This window comes from Acinetobacter sp., from assembly GCF_049284435.1.
In the GTDB taxonomy this organism is placed as follows: Bacteria; Pseudomonadota; Gammaproteobacteria; order Pseudomonadales; family Moraxellaceae; genus Acinetobacter.
In genome coordinates this window covers 18,892-35,799 of sequence record NZ_JBAPXX010000051.1, presented here as the reverse complement: position 1 = coordinate 35,799, position 16,908 = coordinate 18,892, and the positions used below count along the sequence as shown (strand labels likewise).

Genomic DNA, 16,908 nt, shown 5'->3' with positions numbered 1-16,908 from the left:
CATTTGTTCTTATCAATTTGCAGTGTACTGAAGTTAGAGCAATTAAAGATCCATCATAAGATGAATCATTTTGCTCTGAAAGCAAAAATATATCTGAACTCTTTAAAAGCAGCCTATGCAGAAATTTATTGTTTTAAAAAGGCTGCTGCGTAACATCAGTTAATAACAAGTTTTCTTGAACAATTTCCATTTAAATAGCCTTTTATCCTCTTCACATTCTGTTCACGACTTTCGGCCTAAAGTATCAGCATAGACCTAATAAGGATAGCCAATATGAAACATGTCAAAAAAATACTGGTAGCTGCCTTGTCCTTACCGCTGCTAGTTTTAGCTGGATGTAAAAGTATTCCCAGCTATTCAGGTGATTATGCAAAATCCAGAAACCAAATTCAGGGAACTGCGCTGGATCAGGCTAAAGCCCAAGACATCGGCATACGCTTTACCTCAGCTTTTAATACTTTAGGTACACCTACATTTATTGAACGAGCCGGATCACTCTATGCCGATCAGTTGTTTATTAACGATACCTTATCCCAATTTTCATCACGTCAAAATCTACTCCAACATTTTCAAGGGATGAACAAGCGTGTCAGTAACGTGAATGTCAAACTATTAAATACCTCCTATTACCAAGACTCTGCCTACGTGCACTGGCATATGGCTTATGATTTTAAAATGTTTGGCACGACTCGAACTATGGATTCTTTTGGGATCAGTGAAATCAAAGTCAATAAAGACAATAAGATTATTTTTCAGCAGGATTTCTGGGATCCTGCAAATGGCCTGTATCGTTCTTTACCTTATGTCGGAGGAGCTTATTCATGGGTACTGCCTTTCAAAAAGTAGTATTAAATACTGGGCTACTGATGCTCTGCAGTTTCAGTTCATGGGCACATGCCCAAAATATGAATCAGTGTGGTCGTGGTCCACTTCTGGTGGCTCAGAAACAGGTTGGCGTCGCCCATTATTATGCTCAGAACTGTACAAAACCCTGGCAAGGCCAGAATATGCAGATTGATTTTTCTTATACACAAAATATTCCGGAATGGGCTTTCAAGCGTGCAGCGACCCATTTTCTGAAGCGTAATGAGCGAGAGTCTAAACATTTAATAGTATTAGATAGAATCACCCAGCTTTATAAGCCGGTAAAATCGGGTGATCTCTATCGCTTAAGCTATCAAGCCGAGACTCAGACCTTGACCTTGATGCTGAATCAGCAGGTGCTAGGCAATCTTCAGCATCCGCTAGCACAACAATATTTTAATATCTGGCTGGGATCGCAGCCATTTAGTGTTAAATTAAAACAGCAATTATTGAATTAGTCTCTGCCGCTATGTCGAAACATTTTATCCTGATGGTCGAAGACCATTATGAACTAGCCTCTACCTTATGCGAGTTTCTGGAAGAACATGATTTTGTAGTTGATCATGCCCGCAATCTGAATGCTGCGCGCCAGCTACTGAAACAGCAGCGCTATCATATTTTGCTTCTAGACATTAATCTGCCTGATGGTTCAGGTTATGAACTGTGTGAATGGCTGCGTCATGAGGAAGGCCTGGATCTGCCGGTCCTAATGCTGACTGCCCGGGATACGCTGGATGACAAACTCAAAGGCTTTAATTCCGGCACGGATGATTATCTGGTTAAGCCCTTTGATTTTAACGAGCTGGTGGTTCGGGTCAAAGCTCTGATTAAACGTTCTTTAGGTGAGGTATCCAGCGGCCGGCTACAGATTCATGATCTGATTTTGGACCCGGCCAGACAGCAACTGACGCGAGCCGGCCAGACCATTGAGTTACCCCCTATCCAGTTCAAACTACTGAAATTGCTGATGCGTCATTCACCTAAGGTCCTAACCAAACAGGAAATCATGATGGAGCTTTGGGGGGATGCAGAACCGGAAAGCGATGCCCTGCGCAGCCATATTTATAATCTGCGTAAAATGGTCGACAAGCCTTTTGAGCAGAAGCTAATTCATACCATATCTGGTGTCGGTCTAAAGATTGCTTTGGAAGTCTAATCTTTTTAGGCGGACAGAGATCTAGTTTAAATACACCACCACAATCAGTCCGGTGGTCATTGTCAGATGAATATCCTGATGGGTGCTGAGATAATACTGCCGGTCAAACAGTTCCACCCGCCAGCCCAGCTGCTTGCACAGTTTCTGTACCAGTTGCAGGCCAATGCCGTGCCCTTTGATTTCTAGTTGTAGCTGCTGGTCGGACAGTTCCTGAACTTTGGAGTTATTCGGTAAGGGAATACCTACCCCATTGTCAGCAATCAGCACTTTATTTTTTTGCAGAATGACATCAATTTCCGTGCCTTGCGAATAATTCAGTGCATTGCGCAGAATATTGCCAAACACCATTTTGGTCATCGACGGATACAGTTTGCGTGGCTGTTCATCCAGGTCTTTTTGCAGGTCGATCTGCATGCCTTTGTTGTGGCTGACACTGTCCAGATCCTGTACCAGATTCTCCAGACATTCTGACAGCATAGTGGGCTCGGCCGTCAGGGTGTTGGTGGTATTTCGGGCGATGGCCAGCAAGGTATCGACCAGCAGCTGCATGTCTTCAATAGTGTTGTGCAGGCGGGTAAAGGATTTATTGTCACCATAGCGTGCCTGACACAGTTGCACATTGCCTTTTAAAATCGTTAATGGCGTGCGCAGTTCATGACTGACATCCCCAGTAAACTCGCGTTCGCGCTGAATGAACTCGCTGAGCACCTGATGATATTTTTCCAGTGCCTGCTTCAGGTATTCAGCTTCCAGATTGGAATCAGTGCGAATGTCCTGAAAAGGCGAAGCCTGATTTTTCTGATGTTCCCAGTCGATATGTTCCAGCGCATTGGCCAACCGGGTAATCGGAGAAAAATAACGCCGGGCGCGACGGTTCCACCACCACAATACGCTATACAGTACGAACAGGCTGACCATCAGCGGGGCCAGACCAAACAGCCAGACCAGTTTGTTGACGTTACTTTCGCCAAAGACCAGCAGCACATGCTGCCTGTTTTTTTCACCGTAGACAGTCATGCGCTCTTTACCATCGACAAAATGCCGATTTACGCCTTGCTCGAACTGCATGTGCTGAAACTGCACAGGGGGGGTATCATACCAGCGATAACCATACAGGTTTTTGGTGTCGGGAAGTTCGGCGGCTGGATTGCGTTCCAGCCGCTGCCAGTAGTGTGACATTTCCTGTTCCAAGGCGGTGCGCAGCAAAAAGCCTTTGATCACCCAGGCACTACAGGCAATGCCAATCACCACCGACAAGGCAATAAATCCGATTTGCAGCCAGTAGTAGCGGTTAAACACCTCACTCAGAGGATGATCGCGTTTGTCCCTAAACAGCTTTAACATTGATCAATTCCCCGCTGGCGCATTCGATTCATCGTTCAATTATACGGCTTTCTTTTTAAACAGAAAGTGGCCGATCACCCACTCGCGTCCATGCTCATAACCGAACAATTCGGCACAGGCCATAAAGAAAATCCGCCAGCGTTGCCACCAGATGGCCGCATCTGCGCCATAGGTCTTCTGAAACAGGGGCTGCAGCTCGGCCTGCTTTTGGTCCATATTCTCCAGCCAAGCATTTGCCGTGCGTTCATACTGGGTACCGGCCCATTGCCAGTGCTGCTCCAGCTGCAAATGCTGCTGAAAATGCAGGAAAGTTGAGGCTGCCGGCATCAGGCCGCCACTAAAGAAATATTGCGACATCCAGTCAAATTCATTTTTCACTTCAAACGGATAATGCAGGAAACGGTGACAGAAAATATGGCACCAGAGCAAGCCATCAGCTTTGAGCCAGCTGCTGATATTTTCAAACAGTTTCTGGTAGTTGCGCACATGCTCAAACATTTCCACCGAAACCACACGGTCGAAAGCAGCCGATTCCAGTTGCAGTACATTGACATCGCAGGTGATCACCGTCAGGTTTTCCAGTTTTTTCAGACGGGCCTGTTCCTGAATATACTGACGCTGGGTCGAGGAATTCGACACTACAGTGATGCGGGCCTTGGGATAATGCTCGGCCATATACAGACTAAGTGAGCCCCAGCCGCAACCAATTTCCAGAATATCCTGTCCATCCTGTAACTGTGCACGCTGACAATAGCTGGCCAATGCTGCTTCTTCGGCCTGATCCAGTGTGGTATGCGCCTGTTCAAACAGGCTGGCGCTGTACTTCAGCCGCTTGCCCAGCACCGCCTGGAAAAATGCGGTGGGCAGTTCATAGTGCTGTTCATTGGCCTTATCGGTCTCGATGGCAATTTCGCTGTTTTTCAGCATATGCAGCACATCCATATAACGCTGTGCCGCCAGTGCCGGGTCAAAGCGCCCTTCCTGTGCCAAACGTTTTTTGCTTAAAGTGCGAATGCCTGCGCGAATCACCGGGTCGGGCACTTTGCCGCTTTCGATCAGTTTTAAAGATTTTTGAATCATAAAGTCCATGTATTTACCTACTCTTTGGGTGGCCACGGAATAAACATTGAAGTTCGTCGTTGATAGTCTTTATAGTTGTCGCCGCGATGTGTCAGCGCCTGTTGTTCACTAAAGGGAATTCCGGTGATGTAGTACAGAAACAGCCACATCAGCAGCGGATACAGCCATAATCCATACACACCTGCCGCCAGACCGAGAACCGGATAGGCAAACCAGTGCAACCATTCAAAAAAATAATTCGGATGACGTGAATATTTCCATAAGCCTTGGTCCAGGGTTTTGCCTTGGTTTTGTGGATTCAGTTTGAAACGGTAGAGTTGCTGGTCGGCTGTGCTTTCCCCGATCAGCGCCAGCAGCATGATCATGCCTGCCACCAGCACTGTAGCCTGTGTCCAGTCGTTCCACTGCTGGACCGGAATATTGAGCAACTCCAGCATCGGGTAGGAAAATAGTGCTACCAGCCCGGCCTGAAACATAAAAAAGGCCAGAAAACCGAGATGCTGATAATCTCCCATGGCCCGGCGCATATTGGCATAGCGGGTATCTTCTACAGTTTCACTGGCATAACGGCGCAGCAGATGCCAGGTCAGGCGTAAAAACCAGGTCCCGCTGAACAAGCCCAGAAATACCCGGATCAGCAGCGGTGCAGTTTCCATGACCCAGGCCGCGATGATGACATTGAGTGCAATACAGAAACTCCAGGCCACATCCACCAGTCCGGCACGCTGGTTATAGGTCACCAGCAGCCAGCTGCAGAACATGATAAAGACATTCAGCAGAAGTAAATACAGCAGCATGTCAGTCCTCCTGTTTTATCTAGGCTTAGTAAGCACTGGCTTCAAACAGCAGATGTACATCACTGATGACGCCTTCGCGGAAACCACCCTCGCAATAGCACAGATAAAAATCCCACATACGGATAAAGGACTCATCAAAACCAAGCCCTAGTACCTGATCACGTTGCTCCAGAAAGCGCTGGCGCCAGCAGTGCAAGGTTTGGGCATAACTCTGGCCGATATCTTCCAGATGCTTGAGACGCAGTTTTTGCTCGGAAGCGGAGTGGGTCATGATACTGATGCAGGGAATAAAACTGCCCGGGAAAATGTAACGCTTGATGTAGTCCACGGTATTCAAGGCTCTGGCATAGCGGGCATCTTCAATGGTGATGGCCTGAATCAGTGCCAGACCATTCGGTTTCAGCAATTCACGGCATTTGTTGAAATAGGTCGCTAAGTACTGCTCACCCACGGCCTCGATCATTTCTATCGAGACCAGCTTGTCGTATTTGCCCTCCAACAGACGGTAGTCTTTCAGCTGGACATCCACGCGATGAGATAGTCCCGCTGCCTCTATCCGCGCGACCGCTTCATCATATTGTGCTTGGGAGATGGTAATGGTGGTGACTTTACAGCCATAATGCTGTGCGGCATAAATGGCAAAACCACCCCAACCGCTGCCAATTTCGACCAAATGATCCATTGGTTGCAGCTGCAGTTTCTGGCAAATCAGTTCTTTTTTATAATCGGAGGCCTGTTCCAGGCTCATGCCCGGCTCTTTAAATACCGCGCTGGAATACATCATGCTGGAATCCAGGAACAGCTTGAAAAAGTCATTGCTCAAATCATAATGCTCGGCAATATTCTTACGGCTGCCATCAATCGAGTTTTTGCGGGATTTGTACCAAGTCTTTAGGAAAAATTGGCTGGCCTTCGCCAAGGTATTCTGATTCATCCGGTCCAACACATCGCGATTGCGCGCCAGAATGCGAATCACATTGACCAAATCATCACTGCTCCAGTAGCCACGAATGAAACCTTCTGCAGCACCTAGTACACCATTGCGGAACAGTAGATCCATCAGGCGGCTATCATGCACCTGAATCACGGCATACAGATCACTGCTCTCTCCCACAATCCCGTTCCAGACGCCTTTAAAAATCAGCTGACCATGACGTAATTTCAGCAGATGGCGCAGTACCACCGGCAGTGTGCTTTCTTCTCCCATAAACAGTGTTTTCATAACAAGGTGTTTCCTTTTTCTTTGCGAGGATGCCGGTAAAATGGAATTTTTTTCTTCCATAAGCGAAATGCATGCAGATAAATTCCACTGACCATCCTGAAGGGCTCAAGAACTTTCAGCACAGCATAGCGATGCTGTTGTGAAGGAACTGTGATGGCTTGCAACGAAAATTGCATGGTAGCATCAAATTGCAATATTCCCTGCTGAAACAGCTGCATATGAATCACATTGTTTTGATCGGAAAAGCTGAAGCGCCAGCGGTAATCCAGCGCCATCGGCATGAACGGCGACACATGAAAGGCCTTTTTAAAGTCAAACTGGTGGCTCTGGTACGGCGCATGTTCAGCCACATTGTTCCGGCAGTCATGGATATAGACCTGACGTTCATTCCACGGTGTATTGGTAATTTCGCTCAGCACAAAGATCAGTTGGTCGGTGGTATCAAAGACCAAATAAAACACCACAGAATTAAAGCGAAAGCCCAATGTACGCGGCAGAGCCAATACCCGGATGGACGCGGCATGCGCTAACAGGTAGTTTTCCCGCTTGATCAGCAGACGTGCGACTTTCTGCCGAATCGAACCACATTCCATGGTCAGAAAATCACGTTCATCCATGGTCAGGAAATTCCAGCGATTGCAAGACCAGAGCCAGGATTTTTCAGTAAAGCTTGAGAGCTGATCCGGATCAAAGCATAGATAGGTCAGCCGGGTCTCAAAAGCATGCGCTTTGGGCAAGAAACGGCGATGCCGGATTTTGGCAGAGGCGATAGCCAGTGGAAACATTTGCATCATATCCTCCTAGGCGGCCTGCTCGGCCTGTTTTAAGAGCTGATCGACCACCCAGGCAGCGCTACGGACACCATCTTCATGAAAGCCCCAGCCCCAGTAAGCTCCACAGTATGAGGTACGGTTCTGGCTATTGATCTCGGCCCAGCGTTGTTGTGCTTCAATCGCGGAGGCATCAAACACCGGATGACGATAATGCCGTTCGACCCAGACTTTTTTAGAATCCAGGGTAAAATTAGGATTCAGGGTGGCAAGGACCTGAGTTTTGCATTGCAGGTTCTGCAGCTGGTTCATCCAGTAACTGAAGCCATAGTGCATACCGCTGTGCTGGAATGGCGTCTGTTCAGTTGCCTGACTCGGCGTTACATGGACATGCCAGCTGGCCCACTGACGTCTGGATCTGGGCATGATACGGGTGTCGGAATGCACCACCATGCGGTTAGCCTGATAGCGGAACTTGCCCAGCACGTCCAGCTCCTGCGCTGTCGGGTCTTGCAGTAACGCCAGGCTGTCATCGGCATGACTGGCAAAGATCACCCAGTCAAAACGTTCGCTGCCCTGTGCTGTTTCAATCAGTACATCATTGGCACTGCGTGAAACAAGCTGCACAGCGGTTTTGCGGAAAGTTATTTTTGATTGGGACTGAATCGCACGAATGTAGCGAGCCGATCCACCCTTGACCGTGAGCCATAACGGCCGGTCTTTCAGTTGCAACATGCGATGATGCTGGAAAAAGCTCACCACAAATTTATAGGGAATCTGTCCGGCCTGTTCCACCGGACAGGACCACAGCGCTCCACACATCGGATAGAGATGCTCCTGACGAAAGGCATCGCTATAACCATGTTGATTTAAATACTCATCAATACTGAGCTGTGCATCGACCTGTTCGACATCCAGATCTTTATTGGCCGAATAGAAACGGAACAGATCCGACAACATCGCACGAAAATCCGCGTTAAAAAAGTTTTGCGGTCGGAACAACAGCGAGAATTTTTTTGAAGGATTGTATTGTAAGCCACTGACCTGATTATTCACCGAAAAGCCCATGTCACTGCTTTGCGATTGAATCCCAAGTTCTTTTAGCATCGAGCAGAACAGCGGATAGTTATGCTCATTAAACACAATAAAGCCACTGTCCACCGCAACCTGTTCACCATCGATATTCAGCTGATGGGTATCGGTATGACCACCAAAGTAGTTATTCTTTTCAAAGACTGTGACTTCATGCGCTTTGCTGAGTTTCCAGGCAGCGTACAGACCGGAAATACCTGAACCAATAATTGCAATTTTCATGGTGATTCCTTCGATTGAATCGTGTGAGTGCCTGCCGTAGCAGCTTTTTTATGTTTTCGAGCCTGAGCGATTTTACTGGCTTCATAAATCCGTGCCGGAATGGGCTTGAGGCCCCAGACCAGTCCTAGCCAGGACATGAGTTTCAGCAGATAATAGGTCACATCAATCTGCCACCAGTAAAAACCCTGCCGGGTACTGCCAGCATAGTAATGATGGTTGTTATGCCAGCCTTCGCCCAAGGTAATGATGGAGAGGAATAAGTTGTTACGGCTGTGGTCATCCGTGTCAAAATCCCGGCTGCCGTAATGATGCGCCAGTGAGTTAATACACAAAGTGGCATGGATGAGTAACACGGTAGAGACCACAAATCCCCAGACCAGCAATTGCAGGCCGGACGTTCCGAGTTGCGGCCAGGTGATGGCCAGCCATTCCCCTAGTACATAAATCCCGCCCGCGGTCAGCAGCACCACAATCAAACTGAAACGGTCCAGCCAGATCAGTTCCGGGTATTTCAGCCAGTCCTTGATCACTTCTTTACGGGTAGCAAAGTTATATTCATTTAGAAACCAGCCGACATGGCTATACCAAAAACCATGCGTGGAGGAATGCGGATCTTGCAAGGTATCGGTATAGCGGTGGTGATAGCGGTGATGTGCCGCCCACCACAGTGGGCCACGCTGTGCACTCATGGTGCCGAGTAATACAAACAGGAACTGTACCGGGCGCGAGGTCTGAAAAGTTTTATGCGACAGATAGCGATGAAAAAAAGCCGTGATGGAAAACATGCGGATCAAGTAGAACGCGAGCATAAAGCCAAGCGCAAACCAGGATACCCCGACCCAGAATATCGCTAGGCAGGCCAGATGCAACAGAATAAAGGGCAAAATCCTCAGCCACTGAATCTTGCTGTTTTCAGCAGTCAGTGTTTCGGTTGGTGTCGATATAGACCAGCTATCTATCCATCGCATCAGACTTTTCAACATGAACTCATCCTATTTCAAGCGACTGTCTTTATTCTGTTTGATGAGTCTAATCAGTCAGATATGAATTTTATGTGAAGTGAAAAAAAAGCCGAACTGTAAGAGACTAGGCAGTTCGGCCAAAGGGTAGCAGATTAATGCGGTAATTTGATTAACTTTGTGATGTCGTAGCCATAGTGTTTCGCAGTCTCCAGATAGGACTGATAGGTTGCTTCGTCCAGTTGCGGTTCACGCGATAAAATCCACAGGTATTTATTACTCGGTCCACCGACCAGTGCCACTTTATATTCCGGATCCACTCTTAATATCCAGTAATGACCTTTGGTGAAGGGGATCCACCTTAAACCTTGCGGCAAAAAGCTGACCTTGAGTTTGCTATTGCCCTGATTTTGCGGATAGGCCACCCCTTCAGAGCTGATCATTTCACCATTTTCAATCCGGCAGCTATTTAAGACACGCATGGTCTGATCGGCATTGACAGTGTATTGTGCCGAGATATCTGATACACATTTACGCTGAAAATACATCGGTAAATGCGCAATTTCATACCACTTGCCTGCATACTTCTGGATATCCACCTGATCGACTGCCTGAGGCGCAACAGTTTCCGCTTTAGTCAGCATGCTTAAGCTCATGAGGGTCAGTGCCGTAACTGCAAAAAATGACTTGAATAGAGTATTCATTTTTAAGCCTTGAATGATTTCAGGATTAAGATAACCCAAGTGGATGTGAACAAAGCGTGAAGACAAAATAATGTGATTCAGGAGGCGTGCTGCTGAAAAAGCCCTAGACTGGTTTCCAGGTTAAAGCCATTCTTTGCTGTCATCTGCCACAGGGGTACCATGCATCACATGCTGAATCATGGCATAAGCGATACTGCCCTTGAAGGGAATCTCGGGTAACTGATCAAACCTGAAAAACTGCGCATCGCTGAGTTCGTTTTCTTGAATCTGAATTTCCCCTGCGTGATATTCGGCTTTGAAGGCCATCATCAGGTTGCTTGGAAACGGCCATGGCTGGCTGGCCAGATATTGAATGTTTTTGATCTGCAGCCCGACTTCTTCCAGCGTCTCACGGCGTACTGCCTCCTCCAAGGTTTCGCCGACTTCAACAAATCCGGCAATCAGGCTGTACATCTGGGTCTTATTGCGGGCATTTTTCGCCAGCAAAATTTCATCCTTGCCCCGAGTGATGATGGTAATCACACAGGGATTCACCCGCGGATACTGGTTATAGCCACAGGATGGACAGACCATGGCATACTGACTGGCGTGCTGCTGGGTGGCATCGCCACATTTGCTACAAAAGCGGTGATTACGGCGCCACTCCAGTAACTGTACGGCACGACTGGCCTGTTCAAACTGCGGCCTGCTCCAGACCTGCACCAGTTGCCGGATCGGAACCAGTTGATAGCCTTCGGGCACTATTTCATCTTCTTTTAGATCCCGTGCAATGACCTGGCCATTTTCCGACAGGTTCAGGTCGTGCTGCAGTCTTTCCACCTGCGGCAACTGGAAATGATCATCCACCAGCAATTGCTGCTGTCTAAAAATATACGCTTTTGAATGCATGCTCATGACAATCCCCGTATTAAAAAAAATCCCATACAGAGGGGTGTATGGGACAAAACTAAGGAAGCTTACATGGAGTAACTTCATGGAAGATACTAGGCGCACACTGCCTGAATTACAACCATAATAATTTGTATCTTTTTGATTAAAATCACATAATTTTCACATCGTCTATGAGTTAAGAAATCATTAAAAATAAGACTTATAAAATGAGTAAGATTTTAGCTGGGTGAATGAACTTGCATCCACGTGAGGACGATTTGCTAATGAATTTATATCGGCAGCTGGATAAACTTAAAGTTGGGGAGCAAATAATCGCCCATGCCCAACAGCTTCTTAGCCAGATCGATGAGTTATAAACCATGAAAAAACAGCATCTCCCTGAAAAAATCTGTATTCACTGCTTGCGTCCTTTTAGCTGGCGCAAAAAATGGCAACGCTGCTGGGAGGAAGTCAGATACTGTTCTGAACGATGTAAACATGAGTCCAAACGGCGTTCAAAACAAAGCGCTTAGAAACGTTTATACTGCCGTGAACAATAGGCCCGAATGATATCGGGTGAACGTAGTTGCAGATGTTTGGTTTTTCGGCCGGTGACTCGTTCACGCCACATTTTAAAACTTGATGCTTTCATATTTTTCCGCATCAAGCGAATCACTGCAGCTTCATTCAAGCCAAACTCACGCTGGATGGCTTCAAATGGGGTGCGATCTTCCCAAGCCATTTCAATGATCCTTGACAGATCTGCTCCCACATATTCAATTACTTTACGCACCACATACCTCTGATTGCTTTCATTTTTAAAATAAAAATTGAGCGATAAAATTTAACGTTATCTCTCTGTGTCTGGGTCAGATCAAGTTGACCAGACTCATCTTAAGAAAACTAAGATGAAGATTTTGTGATTTTTTGCGTGGATTGTATTTTGTTGCTGTCCTATCGGACCTTCGAGCTCAGCCTGTGGTCTAAATACCTGCTACCAAAGCCTATGCCTGGGATTGTTGTTAATGACATCGCCTAGATCAGACGGTATGCTGATGCTAAAAACACCTTGGGGAAATTGTGCTCGAAATTATTGCCCAGCTCGGTGGCGGTATTGGTTTATTCTTGATAGGCATGATTTTAATGACCGACAGTCTTAAGGACATGGCCGGTGAAACCTTACGACTATGGCTGACCAAATTTACAGGAACACCATTTAAATCTATGTGCTCTGGTATTGGTCTGACCTTGATTGTGCAGTCCTCTACGGCCACGACGCTTGCGACTATTGGTTTTGTCGGAGCTGGAGTATTGAGTTTTTCCCAAGCGATTGGGGTGATTATAGGGGCCAATATCGGAACGACCAGTACCGGCTGGATGGTGGCTTTACTCGGGGTTAAGTTCTCTATCACTACTTTTGCCTTACCCATGATTGCTGTAGGCGCGTTACTAAAATTATTAACGCATGACCGTTTGGCATTATTCGGTTTTGTTCTTGCAGGTTTTGGCCTGATTTTCTTTGGGATTGAGCAATTACAGATTGCGATGTCAGGTCTGGCTCAACAAGTCGATTTGTCCATTTTTCACTATGATTCATTCTGGCAGAAGCTATTTTTGGTCTGGATCGGACTAATCATGACAGTGTTACTACAGTCTTCCAGTGCCGCCATTACGGCAACTTTAGCTGCTTTAGCCAGTACTGCGATTGACCTGCAGCAAGCCTTGTTACTGGTCATTGGGCAAAATATCGGGACAGTTGCCACGGCGGTACTGGCCGTGATTGGCGGCTCAGTAAATGCCAAACGGACTGCAGCGGTTCATGTGATCTTCAATCTAGCCAGTGCGATATTTGCTTTCTTTTTGTTGATCCCCCTATTTAACTGGGCCTACTATCATATTCAATCTATTGCTGAATGGGATGAAGTCGTCATTGTGGCAGCATTTCATACGTTATTTAGCTTAATCGGCGCATGTATTTTTATGCCGTTGATCCATCCCTTTAATCAACTTATTTGTAAGTTTTTACCTCAGAAAAAGTCCGGTACCCTAGAAATTCTGGATGAATCTAATCTGGAGATTCCAAGTGTGGCCATCATTGCCGCAGAAAAAGTGACTTTTCAAATCCTGATTCAGATGTTTGAAATATTACGTCGTGCATTTCAGGAAGGCGTCAATGTGAGCCCCAAAGAATTACCGCAATTAGATCAAGAGATTGAGCATCTCGAGATTTATTTAGAGAAAATTGTGGTGCCAGAGAATCAACAGGATAAACAGCGCCTGACCTCTTTATTACGCATGATGGTTTATATTCGGGTTCTGCGTAGTGATCTGGAAGGTGTTCCCTATGCACTGGCTATTCGCACCCAACCACAGATTTATCAAGTGGCTTTAGATTTTTTAAATATTCTCGAGCATTATGTTACCCATCCGGATTTTTTAGAAAATGCTGAAAAAATTGAGAGTTTTAAGCAGGAAGTGACCAATCTTAAACAGTGGAGCGACGAGCATCGGACAGCCTTACGCGAAGAAGTGATGCAATATGCCACCTTTAATCGGCTGAGTGCAGCCCGAAGCTTAAAACTTCTGGCTGCAAAACGCTGGCTGGACCGATTAATTGCCCATACCAAAAGATTATCCAAGGTGCTGGCTGAACGTTAATGCCGAGAGCAGTTCTGGAATGGTTTTTGGGTAGACAGCAAAGTGAAAATTGTGCTCAATCATGAAGGACGAGGTCATTTAGAAGGACTCAACTCTTCAAAACTGAGCTCTAGGCTCATTCTGATCAGGTGAGTAGGTTCTGTCACGTCCTTGCTATTTTCCCATATACATGACCTGATCTGCCCTTCCGATGATTAATTACCTCTATATGTTGAGTATCCATAAGGACTCAACAGTAAAGGAATATGATAATGGTTGACACTTCCATCCACTTTAAAAATGACAGGGATTTCAGGAAAGAAAGTATTTTAATTATTCTTTTTAAACCAGTTTTCCGTTTTAAAAGTGACTTTATAAATTCCTGCTTCGAACTTCTGATTTTCAGGAAAGAGTGCAGTAATACGACCATTTGGCCCAGTATATTGCTGATTCAACTTCACCCATTTATTCTCAGCACTACCTCGACTTGAGTATATATGCCATCACTATTTACAAATAAGGTTTGCGTGTAAACTTATGATGAAATAGGGGCAGTAAAGAATAATATAGCTCTCGCGATATCTTCAAGGTTCACTCAATAGGCGTAATGGAGGATGAAAGAGCACTCTTTTTAATTTCAGGTGCCAATATTATTTTTAATACTGCTGTACGAGTTGCTCCCTGCCTTACAGCATTAATATGTATATGAGGTCCAAAATTATGTGCCAAACAAAGATAACATCAAGCCAATTAAACTGGTTAATAGTTTAACTTAGTGGCTTTTAGAATCACTTGATTACTTTTGATCAAGCTTATCAATAAGTCATTTATCAGATTCTGAGTAATATAGGGTTATTTTTTGAACAAAAAATGATTTAATTCATCTCATAATAACAATAAAAATCAGAGGTAAGTAAGATTCAACTCCCTAATTCTTTGATAAAAAAATTAAAATAAAGAATTAGGGAGTTACACTTTTCTTGTCCTGATCAAGATATTTCTTACCATATAAATTCTAGTAGGGCATTCAAGAGATCGAAGTTAGATTTAATCATTCTGATTTGGTTTATCTAACATTTTTTGCTCATTAAGTTTATGACCAATTGGAATTTGACGAGGCATAGCTCCTTCGGCAATATTCCGTCGTAAGTCTATTATCAGTAAACCATTTTCATAGTTAGCCTGTTGTACCTCCATATTCTCCTCTAACCGAAGTGAGAGCTTAAATGAACGTTGAGAGATACCTTTATGCAGGAATTCAACTGTTGTATCTGAGCTTTCCTCTTCAACTTTACCTGTAATAACTAAAAATTGATTTTCTTGACTAATTTGAAGTTTATCTTCGGTAAAGCCTGCTGTAGCAACAGAAATGCGATAATCATTTTCTCCTACTTTTTCAATATTATAATGGGGGTAATTAGGCGTAACTGCTTGCATGGCATAGTCAAATAGATCATTAAACCGATCAAAACCCACACTTCGACGAAATAATGGTGAAAGATTGGAATTACTCATTAATAACACTCCAGAAAACAAAGCTTTAAAAAATGTATTTTAATTCTGTTATGTATATGGTTAATAACAGATAAAAAAGAAATATTTTAATATTGCTTTTTAAATTAATATAGAATCATATTTTTATTAGTCAATACTTTTAATGTTTAATAAAATTAGAAATCATTAACTTTATTTTAACTAATAGATGGTTTTTATAGCTAGAATTATTTTCCAAATAATATAATAATTTAATTAAATTATTATATATTAATTTTTTATAAATATTAATCAATGTCTTACTAATTTTCTAAAACTATTTTGCAATTTAAATTACATGTAAAAATAACAGATAGAATTTAATTTTATTGCACATTAATTAAATCTATACAATTCTAAAATATAAAATTTTTCATTTATTTATTAAACATATTTTAGAAAAAATTATATTAAAAACAACTTACTAATTTAGAGGTGAAAAATGTAATTTTTATTTTTATGAGGATTTATTTTAGTGTAATTTCAATATGAATTCATTTTAACAATCAGCTCAAATAGCTTGTCATTAATAAATGAGTATCCTCCGTTTGAGTCAGATTTCTTGATAGACTCTTATAAAAGCGATCTAATTATGAAAGTGAGAGGAATTCGTGAAGTACCTTTAAATAGGGTATTTTTACTTGAGAATAAGAAGCGATAGAAATGGCCTTTGATTTGGATCCTTTCAACATTGGTTCTGTAACCAATTTACAATATTGATAATTTCTTGATTTGAATTATTTTTTCTAACAATTGCATAGAAGTCAAAGTTGCAATAGGTAAACTCAAACGGTGCAATAATTCTGCCACTTAATATTTCCTTTTCCACTAAAATTTGGGGTGCTATAGCAATCCCCAATCCTGAAACAGCCGCCTCTATCATTAAATTGAGACGATCAAAATATCGATCATTCGATTTAGTCTCAAGGTTTAGGTGGGATCGTTCAAACCAGATCTGCCAGGCATTCTTATTGGAATAAGTGTGAAGTAATGGGTGCTTAAAAAGATCATGAATACTAGTAAGAGCATAGTTTTCGCCTTTACAAACTGGCCCCATGTTATCCGGAAATAAAAGAAATTTATCCAAAAACTTAGGCAGCATTTCATCTACATTCAAGCTATTGATAAAAATATCAATTTTTTCTTTTTCCAGTAGTTTTAGGTCGTTACAGGTCATCAATTTAATAGAGATATTAGGATAAAGGCTTTCTAGTTTTTCCAGTCGTGGGATTAACCAGTTCGCCATAAAGCTATGAGAGGCACCGATAACGATTTCCACTTCTGACGCTTTATGAGTTAAATCAAATACACATTCTTCCAGCTCATTGAAGACGTGAGTGCAAAGACGGGATAAGTCTTCTGCATCCTGAGTGAGAGTAATCATTGATGAATGCCGAATAAACAATTTTTTATCCAACCATTCTTCGAGCTGTTTGATTTGATGGCTGATTGCACTATGAGTGACACACAGTTCTTCCGCAGCCAAGCTGAAACTTTGATGTCTAGCGACCGCTTCAAATGCTTTGAGTGAATTTAAGGATGGTAAGGTTCTACGTTTCATGCTGTAAAATTTTCTAACATCATAAATCAAAAATATATCAATTATCAGGAAAATGGAAATCTTTTAAAATCCAATCAATGTTGAGATTTTAAGAGAA

Annotated in this window: 17 protein-coding genes and 2 pseudogenes; 6 read left to right on the top strand and 13 right to left on the bottom strand. The window is 43.8% G+C overall.

Features of this window, described 5'->3' with window-relative positions; genetic code table 11:
• The 4 genes and pseudogenes from WAK81_RS04620 to WAK81_RS04605 all read left to right on the top strand — a co-directional run.
• Positions 1-153: pseudogene (locus tag WAK81_RS04620) on the top strand (IS701 family transposase); the annotation flags it as partial.
• A gap of 120 nt (positions 154-273) precedes the next feature.
• A complete protein-coding gene (locus tag WAK81_RS04615; protein ID WP_422195871.1) occupies positions 274-846 on the top strand; it encodes a nuclear transport factor 2 family protein in 573 nt (190 codons plus the stop codon).
• Positions 822-1,322: a chalcone isomerase family protein gene (locus tag WAK81_RS04610; protein ID WP_422195870.1), complete on the top strand. Its 501-nt coding sequence runs from the start codon at positions 822-824 to the stop codon at positions 1,320-1,322. Before WAK81_RS04615 ends, WAK81_RS04610 begins: the two co-directional genes overlap by 25 nt.
• A gap of 11 nt (positions 1,323-1,333) precedes the next feature.
• Positions 1,334-2,020 (top strand): response regulator transcription factor, encoded by a 687-nt coding sequence (locus tag WAK81_RS04605; protein ID WP_422195869.1) that lies wholly within the window; start codon positions 1,334-1,336, stop codon positions 2,018-2,020.
• A 21-nt stretch (positions 2,021-2,041) separates the two neighbouring features.
• Here the strand turns inward: WAK81_RS04605 and WAK81_RS04600 are convergent, their stop codons facing one another.
• The 9 genes from WAK81_RS04600 to nudC form a co-directional block, all read right to left on the bottom strand.
• A complete protein-coding gene (locus WAK81_RS04600; protein ID WP_422195868.1) occupies positions 2,042-3,364 on the bottom strand; it encodes a sensor histidine kinase in 1,323 nt (440 codons plus the stop codon).
• Positions 3,365-3,403: 39 nt separating this feature from the next.
• A complete protein-coding gene (locus tag WAK81_RS04595; protein ID WP_422195867.1) occupies positions 3,404-4,453 on the bottom strand; it encodes an SAM-dependent methyltransferase in 1,050 nt (349 codons plus the stop codon).
• Between the two features lie 8 nt (positions 4,454-4,461).
• A complete protein-coding gene (locus WAK81_RS04590; RefSeq protein WP_422195866.1) occupies positions 4,462-5,241 on the bottom strand; it encodes a DUF1295 domain-containing protein in 780 nt (259 codons plus the stop codon).
• Positions 5,242-5,266: 25 nt separating this feature from the next.
• Positions 5,267-6,463 carry a class I SAM-dependent methyltransferase gene (locus WAK81_RS04585; protein WP_422195865.1) on the bottom strand — a complete coding sequence of 399 codons (1,197 nt, stop codon included), beginning with the start codon at positions 6,461-6,463 and terminating at the stop codon, positions 5,267-5,269.
• Positions 6,460-7,254, bottom strand: coding sequence for a DUF1365 domain-containing protein (locus WAK81_RS04580; protein ID WP_422195864.1), 795 nt, complete (start codon positions 7,252-7,254; stop codon positions 6,460-6,462). The genes WAK81_RS04585 and WAK81_RS04580 overlap by 4 nt, the downstream gene beginning before the upstream one ends.
• A 9-nt stretch (positions 7,255-7,263) precedes the next feature.
• Complete coding sequence (locus tag WAK81_RS04575) at positions 7,264-8,547, bottom strand: NAD(P)/FAD-dependent oxidoreductase (RefSeq protein WP_422195863.1); 1,284 nt, start codon at positions 8,545-8,547, stop codon at positions 7,264-7,266.
• Positions 8,544-9,530: an acyl-CoA desaturase gene (locus WAK81_RS04570; RefSeq protein ID WP_422195862.1), complete on the bottom strand. Its 987-nt coding sequence runs from the start codon at positions 9,528-9,530 to the stop codon at positions 8,544-8,546. Before WAK81_RS04570 ends, WAK81_RS04575 begins: the two co-directional genes overlap by 4 nt.
• Before the next feature lie 131 nt (positions 9,531-9,661).
• A complete protein-coding gene (locus WAK81_RS04565) occupies positions 9,662-10,210 on the bottom strand; it encodes a lipocalin family protein (protein WP_422195861.1) in 549 nt (182 codons plus the stop codon).
• Positions 10,211-10,330: 120 nt separating this feature from the next.
• Positions 10,331-11,104, bottom strand: coding sequence for an NAD(+) diphosphatase (gene nudC / locus WAK81_RS04560; protein ID WP_422195860.1), 774 nt, complete (start codon positions 11,102-11,104; stop codon positions 10,331-10,333).
• Positions 11,105-11,460: 356 nt separating this feature from the next.
• Here nudC and WAK81_RS04555 point away from each other — a divergent pair, with 356 nt between their 5' ends.
• On the top strand, positions 11,461-11,613 hold the full coding sequence (locus tag WAK81_RS04555) for a DUF2256 domain-containing protein (protein ID WP_422195859.1): 153 nt from the start codon (positions 11,461-11,463) through the stop codon (positions 11,611-11,613).
• Here the strand turns inward: WAK81_RS04555 and WAK81_RS04550 are convergent.
• Positions 11,610-11,861, bottom strand: coding sequence for a TIGR03643 family protein (locus tag WAK81_RS04550; protein WP_422195874.1), 252 nt, complete (start codon positions 11,859-11,861; stop codon positions 11,610-11,612). The genes WAK81_RS04555 and WAK81_RS04550 overlap by 4 nt on opposite strands.
• A 299-nt stretch (positions 11,862-12,160) precedes the next feature.
• On the opposite strand from WAK81_RS04550, the gene WAK81_RS04545 reads away from it, so the two are divergent.
• The gene (locus WAK81_RS04545) at positions 12,161-13,738 is read left to right on the top strand and encodes a Na/Pi cotransporter family protein (RefSeq protein WP_422195858.1); all 1,578 of its coding nucleotides are present in this window, start codon (positions 12,161-12,163) and stop codon (positions 13,736-13,738) included.
• A gap of 194 nt (positions 13,739-13,932) precedes the next feature.
• Here the strand turns inward: WAK81_RS04545 and uraH are convergent.
• The 3 genes and pseudogenes from uraH to WAK81_RS04530 all read right to left on the bottom strand — a co-directional run.
• Positions 13,933-14,196: pseudogene (uraH, locus tag WAK81_RS04540) on the bottom strand (hydroxyisourate hydrolase); the annotation flags it as partial.
• Between the two features lie 568 nt (positions 14,197-14,764).
• A complete protein-coding gene (locus WAK81_RS04535; RefSeq protein ID WP_422195857.1) occupies positions 14,765-15,232 on the bottom strand; it encodes an Hsp20 family protein in 468 nt (155 codons plus the stop codon).
• Positions 15,233-15,935: 703 nt separating this feature from the next.
• A complete protein-coding gene (locus tag WAK81_RS04530) occupies positions 15,936-16,811 on the bottom strand; it encodes a LysR substrate-binding domain-containing protein (RefSeq protein WP_422195856.1) in 876 nt (291 codons plus the stop codon).
• Positions 16,812-16,908 lie beyond the last annotated feature (97 nt).